Below are 8,825 nucleotides of genomic sequence, written 5' to 3' on the forward strand. Positions count from 1 at the left end.
TTTGATCATATTATATAAGAAGAAACACTGCAGAGGCAACAGCTTTTGCAAAAACAGCAGACTTTTGAAAGGATCAAAAATAATAATAACAGAAAAGCGAAAAAAACGAAAAAATTTTGCCCTGATGTGAGCTGTTGCAGCAGAAAAATACGTCTTTATATATAGAAAAAGTAAAGTGGATTGACGGGATCTGTTGTGTAAAAGAGAAAAGGAGAATTCAATGAGAAGACGAAATATGGGAAATAAAGTGGTAAAGAGAGCGATTACCTGGGCAATGGTACTGATGCTTTCCTTTTCTGCTGGTCTTAGCAGCATGGCAACCATGACTGTTTATGCGGTAGATAACCGTGTGGATGACTGTGAGCTGGAAAAGGAACGCGTGGACTCTACAGCAGAGAGATTCAATGATAAGGAAACCTCAGAGGATCCTGCTGCAGAAGCTGCTTTAGCGAAGGCGGATGAGGCAAAAAGTGCTGCAGAGGATGCAGCAAAAACAGTGGAAAACCTGCAGAAAACGATAGATGGTCTTGAGGTGGAGAAAAAGGTTGAAGCTGCCGGAGCAAAGGGGACAGGTGAAACGGAGTCTACCGGTGCTGTGAAAGCAGCGGAGGATGCGGCTGCATCAGCAGAGGCTGCGGCTGGTACGGCAGCAAAGACAGCAGCGGAGGCAGAGGCAAAGAAGGATGAGATCAGCAAAATCGCAGAAGATTATAATAAGACCTTCGAAAACAATCAGTCTGCAGCAGACAGTGTTACCGCAGAGGGACTTACTTCTGTAAAGGGGGAGAATGGTGCTTCAGATACGGAATTAGACAAGTATGTTGAGGAGCAGGCGAAGGCAGCCAAGGAGGCACAGAAGGAAGCACAGGCTAAGCTGGAGGAGGCTCTTAAGGGTGGAGCAGCAGATGATAAGGTATCAACTGCAGATGGAGAAAAAACAGTGAAGGAACTGGTAGGCGAGGTCGATCAGGCAGCGGCTGATGCAGCTAAAGCAGCAGATGATGCACAGGCAGCAGTCGATCAGGCAAACCAGAATGTGGCAGATGCCAAAGTAAAATATAATGCCTATGCGATGATGTACGGACTTCCGCTTTATGGTGAAAAAGATGTTACTTATACCTATGATGCAGACAGCTTTGCCAAAGCGGGCATTACTGATGCTGTGCTTCAGGAAGAGATCCAGAAGCAGGTAGCCGACAGAAATGCGGTAAATGCGGGGAAAAAGGAAATCGAAAATGCGGATATCACAGCACTTGAAAAAGAAATTCAGGATGCTAAAACTACTGCAGATACCGCACAGGAAACCGCAGAGTATGCAGTGAAGGCTGCAAAGGATGCAGAGGAGGCAGCAGAGAAGGCGAAAAAACTGCTTACAAATGAAGAAGGTACCGGATCTGTGGATAAGACGAATACAGCAGCTGAAGAAGCTATGAAGGAGAAAAAAGAGGCGGGTGAAAAATTAGAAGCTATTGATGATGTGAAGAAAGCGCTTTCTGACAGCTCTGATGGAATCAATCAGGTAGAGTATGATAAGGAATTAAATGCCTGGGCCAATACTACCTTTGACAAATATGATGAGGCAAAGGCAAGCTGGAAATTTTGGGAGACAATAAAAGAGTACGCAGATATTTATGATGATGCCAAAGATACCAGAAGGTGGATGGATAATGAGTATAATGCATCCAAAGTACAGGAGATCTTTAATTATCTTGGAATCACCCAGTGGGCTGTCAGCACGGCGCAGAGAGAGGCTGCTATGGATGCCATCATAAAGGCATACCGTGAAAATATGGCAGAATATGAAAAGCAGCTTGCTGCAATCAATGCGCAGGATGCGAAGAACAGTGCAGAAGCCTCTGCAAAAGCAGCAGAGGATATTGCAAAAACAGCAGAGGCATCAAAGAATGCGGCACAGGCGGCGGAAAATGTGATCAGTACAGCACAGAAAACGATTACTGCAGTTGAGAATACTTACAATGATGCGAAGGCAAAACTGGATGCGGTGAAGGCTGCAGCGAAAAATGTGAAGACACCTACTACGCTGGAGCTGCAGAGACTGTTTGAACAGATCCAGAAAGCAGAGCAGAAGGTAAAGGATACAGAGGAGTCTTTAAAGGAAGCAGTAGCAGCGAAAAATGCAGCAGAGAACTTCAAGAAATGGGCAGATTCCCTGATCACCGGCCAGTATACAAGAGCTTATGCACAGGCAGCAGCTGATGAAAATGGAAAGAAAACACCATTGACTGAAAACCTGAAAAATTATGATACCTCCAATGATAAAGTAATTTCCAGACCTACCAGTGACTTTGTATGTGTATCCAAGGGAACCAGTTCTGTAAAGGTACCTTATACTATTTACAGGGATTATGTAAATCTGATGTATCAGGAGGATTATGATTCCAAGCCAAGAGGAAAAGGAATCTCCACTGGATCAAAAATGGATGTGATTTACTGGGAAGTTGGAACGGATGGAAAGCTGTCAGGAAATTACTTTACAAGCCTGGACGAACTGACAACAGGCAGTACGTATTTTATTGGATATACCTTTAAGTATGAAAAAGATGGATATCATATTGATGGGCTGATGTATAAATATGAGGACAGTAAGGAAGAACCGACAACATCACCGAGTGAAGCTCCTTCAACAGCACCCAGTACAACACCGTCCACGGCTCCAACCGGTGGTGATGGTGGAACCACTGGAACCACCGTGACCATCGAGGATCAGTCAGTGCCGCTTGCAGCAGTTCCGGCGGATGCACCGGCAGTTCTCGGTGCAAGAAGAGCAGCACAGGATGAGGAACCGGCAGTTCTTGGCGTGAAGAGGGGGACAGACCAGGCAGTACTTGGCAAGAGAAGAAGCCCGAAGACAGGGGACAGTACAGAAGTATTCGCATGGGCTGGAGCTATGGCAATAGCAGGAGCGGCAGCAGTCGTATCCTGCACAAAGCTGGCAAGGAAAAAAGAAGAAGAGTAAAATCCATTTTCTGACAGAATATTTGTCAACATATGTTTATGACAGGAAAACTCCGTGTATACTGATAATGGTATAGACGGAGTTTTTGCCTTAATTTTAGCGATTTTTTACAGGGAAAGATATTGACAAGGAAAAAGGAAGCAATTATACTAATCTAGTGTGCGGCAAAAGGCATATACTTTTTGTGTGCACAGAAACTTTTTGATCTTATATACAGGAGGTGAAACAGAATGCCAACATTTAACCAGTTAGTCAGAAAAGGACGTCAGACATCAGTTAAGAAGTCAACGGCTCCTGCTTTACAGAAAGGATGGAACTCCCTTCATAAGAAAGCAACCGATACTTCTGCTCCTCAGAAGAGAGGTGTTTGTACTGCTGTTAAGACTGCAACCCCTAAGAAGCCTAACTCAGCTCTGAGAAAGATTGCCAGAGTCCGTCTTTCCAATGGAATCGAAGTAACAAGCTACATTCCCGGTGAAGGACACAATCTGCAGGAACACAGCGTTGTTCTGATCAGAGGTGGTAGAGTAAAGGACTTACCCGGTACCAGATATCACGTAATCAGAGGTACACTGGATACTGCGGGAGTTGCAAACAGAAAGCAGGCCCGTTCCAAATATGGTGCCAAGAGACCTAAGGCAGCTAAATAAGTTTTTGGAACAGATTGGACCCACAAACAGAACTAATTATAGTGTTGGAATTCTGTTAGTATAGAACAGACTTACCCGCACGAACACAATATGTGTATTAAATTAGAACGACACACTGTGAGTACCGATGATTTATTATTTAATAAGGAGGGAAGAACCGTGCCACGTAAAGGACATATTCAGAAAAGAGATGTGTTAGCAGATCCTTTATACAACAATAAGGTTGTTACCAAGCTGATCAACAACATCATGTTAGATGGTAAGAGAGGCGTAGCACAGAAGATTGTATACGGCGCATTTGCTACAGTAGAAGAGAAATCCGGTAAGCCGGCTCTTGAAGTTTTCGAAGAGGCTATGAACAACATCATGCCTGTTCTGGAATGTAAAGCAAGACGTATCGGTGGTGCTACCTATCAGGTACCTATCGAAGTTAGACCTGACAGACGTCAGGCACTTGGTCTCCGTTGGTTAACAATGTTTTCTCGTAAGAGAGGCGAAAAGACCATGGTAGACAGACTTGCAAATGAAATTCTTGATGCTGCAAACAATACAGGTGCTGCAGTTAAGAGAAAAGAAGACATGCACAAAATGGCAGAGGCAAACAAGGCATTTTCACATTATCGTTTCTAAGCCTTGCCTTTTGCCCGGACTAATATAAGGAGGAAAAACCTTTGGCTGAAAGAGAATATCCATTAGAGCGAACCAGAAACATTGGTATTATGGCTCACATCGATGCTGGTAAGACTACTCTGACAGAGCGTATTCTGTACTACACCGGTGTCAACTACAAGATTGGTGATACTCACGAAGGTACTGCTACCATGGACTGGATGGAACAGGAGCAGGAAAGAGGTATTACTATCACATCAGCCGCTACAACATGCCACTGGACTTTGGAAGAGAACTGCAAGCCTAAGCCGGGTGCACTGGAGCATCGTATCAATATCATTGATACCCCTGGACACGTAGACTTTACTGTAGAAGTAGAGCGTTCACTTCGTGTACTGGATGGTGCTGTTGGTGTCTTCTGTGCAAAGGGTGGTGTAGAGCCTCAGTCAGAAAACGTATGGCGTCAGGCTGATACCTATAATGTTCCGAGAATGGCTTTCATCAACAAGATGGACATTTTAGGTGCCAACTTCTACGGAGCCGTAGAACAGATCAAGACAAGACTTGGCAAGAATGCAATCGTTCTTCAGTTACCCATTGGTAAGGAAGATGAATTCAAGGGAATCATTGATCTTTTTGAAATGAAGGCATATATCTACAATGACGATAAGGGTGAAGATATTACCATTACTGATATCCCGGACGACATGAAGGATGATGCTGAATTATATCGTTCCGAACTCATCGAGAAGATCTGCGAATTAGATGACGATCTGATGATGATGTATCTGGAAGGTGAAGAACCTTCTGTAGAGGAAATGAAGAAAGTATTAAGAAAAGCAACCTGTGAGTGTACAGCTGTTCCTGTCTGCTGCGGTTCTGCATACAGAAACAAGGGTGTACAGAAGCTCCTTGATGCGATTCTTGAGTACATGCCTGCTCCTACAGATATCCCTCCTATTAAGGGAACTGACCTGGACGGCAACGAAGTTGTAAGACATTCTTCTGACGAGGAGCCATTCTCAGCGCTTGCGTTCAAGATCATGGCCGATCCTTTTGTTGGAAAGCTTGCATTCTTCAGAGTTTATTCCGGTACAATGAACTCCGGTTCTTATGTACTGAATGCTACAAAAGATAAGAAAGAGCGTGTAGGACGTATCCTTCAGATGCACGCAAACAAGAGAGCAGAGCTGGATAAGGTTTACTCCGGTGATATCGCTGCTGCAGTAGGCTTCAAGTTTACTACAACAGGTGATACAATCTGTGATGAACAGCATCCTGTTATTCTGGAATCCATGGAATTCCCTGAACCCGTTATTGAGCTTGCTATCGAGCCCAAGACAAAGGCAGGACAGGGCAAGATGGGTGAAGCTCTTGCAAAGCTTGCTGAAGAAGATCCTACTTTCAGAGCTCATACTGATCAGGAAACCGGTCAGACCATTATCGCTGGTATGGGCGAGCTGCATCTGGAAATCATCGTAGACAGACTCCTTCGTGAGTTCAAGGTAGAAGCTAACGTTGGTGCACCTCAGGTTGCATACAAGGAAACCTTTACCAAGGCTGTGGATGTTGATTCCAAGTACGCTAAGCAGTCCGGTGGTCGTGGACAGTACGGTCACTGTAAAGTTAAGTTCGAGCCCCTGGAAGCAAACTGCGAGAAGTTCGAGTTTGATCCTAAGGCAAACATCCTGATCAACGATCCGCCTACCCTGTTATTCGAATCCACTGTAGTCGGTGGTGCTATTCCGAAGGAATACATCCCTGCAGTTGGTGAAGGTATTCAGGAAGCAGCTCAGGCTGGTATTCTTGGAGGATTCCCTGTACTTGGCGTTCACGCTACTGTATATGACGGATCCTACCATGAAGTCGACTCTTCAGAAATGGCATTCCACATTGCCGGATCCATGGCATTCAAGGATGCTATGGCAAAGGCATCACCTGTACTTCTTGAGCCTATCATGAAGGTAGAGGTAACAATGCCTGAAGAATATATGGGAGATGTAATCGGTGACCTGAACTCACGTCGTGGACGTGTAGAAGGTATGGATGATATCGGAGGAGGCAAGATGGTTCGTGCATTCGTTCCGCTTTCCGAAATGTTCGGTTATTCCACAGACCTTCGTTCCAAGACACAGGGCCGTGGTAACTACTCCATGTTCTTCGAAAAGTACGAGCCCGTTCCGAAGAATGTTCAGGAAAAGGTACTGGCAGCAAAAACAAAGTAATTAAATAAAGAAAAACTTGAAAATATCGGATATCTTTAATATAATCAAAGATAGCTGATTTATAGTAAAACGAGTGAACAATTCAATTTTATTAAGGAGGATTTTTAGAAATGGCTAAAGCGCATTTTGACAGAACCAAAACCCATTGTAATATTGGTACCATCGGTCACGTAGACCATGGTAAAACAACTCTGACAGCAGCAATCACAAAGGTACTTGCTGCAAGAGTTCCTGGTAACGAAGCTACAGATTTCGAGAACATCGATAAGGCTCCTGAAGAGAGAGAAAGAGGTATTACCATTTCTACTGCTCACGTTGAGTATTCTACAGCTAAGAGACACTATGCACACGTTGACTGCCCTGGCCATGCTGACTACGTTAAGAACATGATCACAGGTGCTGCTCAGATGGATGGTGCTATCCTTGTTGTAGCTGCTACTGATGGTGTTATGGCTCAGACAAAGGAGCACATCCTTCTGTCCCGTCAGGTAGGTGTACCTTACATCATCGTATTCCTGAACAAGTGTGATATGGTTGACGACCCTGAGCTGATCGAGTTAGTTGAGATGGAAGTTACCGAGCAGCTTGAAGAGTACGGATTTGAAGGATGCCCTATCATTAAGGGTTCCGCTCTTAAGGCTCTTGAAGATCCCAACGGCGAGTGGGGCGACAAGATCATGGAACTTATGGATACTGTTGATTCCTATATTCCTGATCCTGAAAGAGCAACTGACAAGCCTTTCCTTATGCCTGTTGAGGACGTATTCACCATTACAGGTCGTGGTACCGTTGCTACTGGTAGAGTAGAGCGTGGTACTCTTCACCTTAACGAGGAAGTTGAAATCGTTGGTATTAAGGAAGAGACACGTAAGACTGTTGTAACCGGTATCGAAATGTTCCGTAAGCTCCTTGATGAGGCTCAGGCTGGTGATAACATCGGTGCTCTGCTTCGTGGTGTTCAGAGAACAGATATCGAAAGAGGACAGGTTCTTGCAAAGCCCGGCACAGTAACATGCCACAAGAAATTTACCGCTCAGGTTTACGTTCTTACCAAGGATGAAGGTGGACGTCATACACCTTTCTTCAACAACTACAGACCTCAGTTTTACTTCAGAACAACTGACGTAACAGGTGTCTGCAACCTTCCTGCTGGTACAGAAATGTGCATGCCTGGTGATAACGTAGAAATGACTATCGAGCTGATCCATCCTATCGCTATGGAGCAGGGTCTTACATTCGCTATCCGTGAAGGTGGTAGAACTGTAGGTTCAGGTCGTGTTGCTACAATCATCGAGTAATCTTTGATAGTGTCTACAAAAAGCTAGAGTTTATGGGGCTTTCCGAGAAATCGGGAAGCCCTTTTTGCATCTCTTAATAGGTGGATAGAATAGAGAAAAATAGAGTCGGTGGTGCCAAAACGGTGCCAAAAACAAAACTCCAGCGAGTTTGGCTATTCACTAGAGTGAGTTTTACAGTAATTTTTTCTTTATATGTTTCAAATAATTCTTTTTGAAGTCTCTGATATTATCAAAGAATTCCATCTCAGAACGGGTAAATGAATTAGTCTCAGCCTTCTCGGAAAGGAGCTCCATTGTACAAATAAGGTCAGCAATTTGGAACAACTTATAATCCACAGGTTTCACTTTCCGGAATTCAACATGAGTATATAATGTACTGAATACCGATGTGAGAATTTTAGTGAGTTCAATTTGTCCGTTATCATAGTAGATAATGACTTTATCAAAGCTATTCCAAAAGCCTTCATTGCTGCGGAAAACATCAGCCAGAGCTTTTGATACCTTTGACGTCATTGTTATCACATCAGGACATTCACTTTTCTTTACTTTTATACAAGAAAATTGAAAGTCAAGTTTTCTTGCAAAGTTGAATAAGGCATTAAATAAACGTTTTCTATCTTCAACTAAATCATTAGAGTACACAGATTCTCGTCGAATTAGTGGACCAGTATGGATAGCATGATTTTGATATCCCAAGTTCAATAAGTGAGAATCGAAAAGTTTAATATTTTCGGAAATATCAGTGCTTTGATTATGTAATATCATAGAAACTAAGTAGTAGGGAGCATGTGCTTCATAAGGACCAAAGTCCCCGGACTCGTCTATGAATACGCTAAGTATCTTTTCTGACATACAATCATCCTTTTGTAACAATTTTGAGTATGAAAATGGCGGGGAAATTCCCCGCCGCTCGGTGGACCAGGGTCTTTCGACCAGCCCAAAATCAATCACCGTTGATTTATATTCTATGCTCATTATAAGGGAAATATGCAGAAATGTCAATTACCACCCTTTCTTGAGTTTCCGTACTTTTATCCACACTTCCCTGCTTTCACAGGTTCTGTCA

Annotated in this window: 6 protein-coding genes; 5 read left to right on the forward strand and 1 reads right to left on the reverse strand. The window is 43.7% G+C overall.

All coding sequences use genetic code 11. From position 1 onward, the window contains the following. The first annotated feature begins 220 nt into the window (after positions 1 to 220). The 5 genes from WJQ40_RS07955 (at position 221) to tuf (ending at position 7,759) form a co-directional block, all read left to right on the forward strand. The gene (locus WJQ40_RS07955) at positions 221 to 2,977 is read left to right on the forward strand and encodes a hypothetical protein (protein ID WP_337539121.1); all 2,757 of its coding nucleotides are present in this window, start codon (positions 221 to 223) and stop codon (positions 2,975 to 2,977) included. Positions 2,978 to 3,207: 230 nt separating this feature from the next. Next, positions 3,208 to 3,627, forward strand: coding sequence for a 30S ribosomal protein S12 (gene rpsL / locus WJQ40_RS07960; protein WP_118799057.1), 420 nt, complete (start codon positions 3,208 to 3,210; stop codon positions 3,625 to 3,627). A 159-nt stretch (positions 3,628 to 3,786) separates the two neighbouring features. Beyond that, positions 3,787 to 4,257, forward strand: a complete 471-nt coding sequence (rpsG, locus tag WJQ40_RS07965) for a 30S ribosomal protein S7 (RefSeq protein ID WP_262575818.1) — start codon at positions 3,787 to 3,789, stop codon at positions 4,255 to 4,257. Positions 4,258 to 4,298: 41 nt separating this feature from the next. Continuing rightward, positions 4,299 to 6,461 carry an elongation factor G gene (gene fusA / locus WJQ40_RS07970; protein WP_118799059.1) on the forward strand — a complete coding sequence of 721 codons (2,163 nt, stop codon included), beginning with the start codon at positions 4,299 to 4,301 and terminating at the stop codon, positions 6,459 to 6,461. A gap of 110 nt (positions 6,462 to 6,571) precedes the next feature. Beyond that, positions 6,572 to 7,759 carry an elongation factor Tu gene (tuf, locus tag WJQ40_RS07975; protein ID WP_118799060.1) on the forward strand — a complete coding sequence of 396 codons (1,188 nt, stop codon included), beginning with the start codon at positions 6,572 to 6,574 and terminating at the stop codon, positions 7,757 to 7,759. A gap of 171 nt (positions 7,760 to 7,930) precedes the next feature. On the opposite strand, the gene WJQ40_RS07980 is transcribed toward tuf, so the two are convergent. Then, positions 7,931 to 8,611 (reverse strand): DUF3800 domain-containing protein, encoded by a 681-nt coding sequence (locus tag WJQ40_RS07980; RefSeq protein ID WP_118799061.1) that lies wholly within the window; start codon positions 8,609 to 8,611, stop codon positions 7,931 to 7,933. Between the last annotated feature and the right edge of the window lie 214 nt (positions 8,612 to 8,825).

The organism is Suilimivivens sp., assembly GCF_037359455.1.
Classification (GTDB): Bacteria; Bacillota; Clostridia; order Lachnospirales; family Lachnospiraceae; genus Suilimivivens; species Suilimivivens aceti.

What these genes read in the sequence shown, in the direction of transcription:
- WJQ40_RS07955 (WP_337539121.1), top strand. Translation starts at nt 221, where the DNA reads ATGAGAAGACGAAATATGGGAAATAAAGTGGTAAAGAGAGCGATTACC.
- rpsL (WP_118799057.1), top strand. Translation starts at nt 3,208, where the DNA reads ATGCCAACATTTAACCAGTTAGTCAGAAAAGGACGTCAGACATCAGTT.
- tuf (WP_118799060.1), top strand. Translation starts at nt 6,572, where the DNA reads ATGGCTAAAGCGCATTTTGACAGAACCAAAACCCATTGTAATATTGGT.
- WJQ40_RS07980 (WP_118799061.1), bottom strand. Translation starts at nt 8,611, where the DNA reads ATGTCAGAAAAGATACTTAGCGTATTCATAGACGAGTCCGGGGACTTT.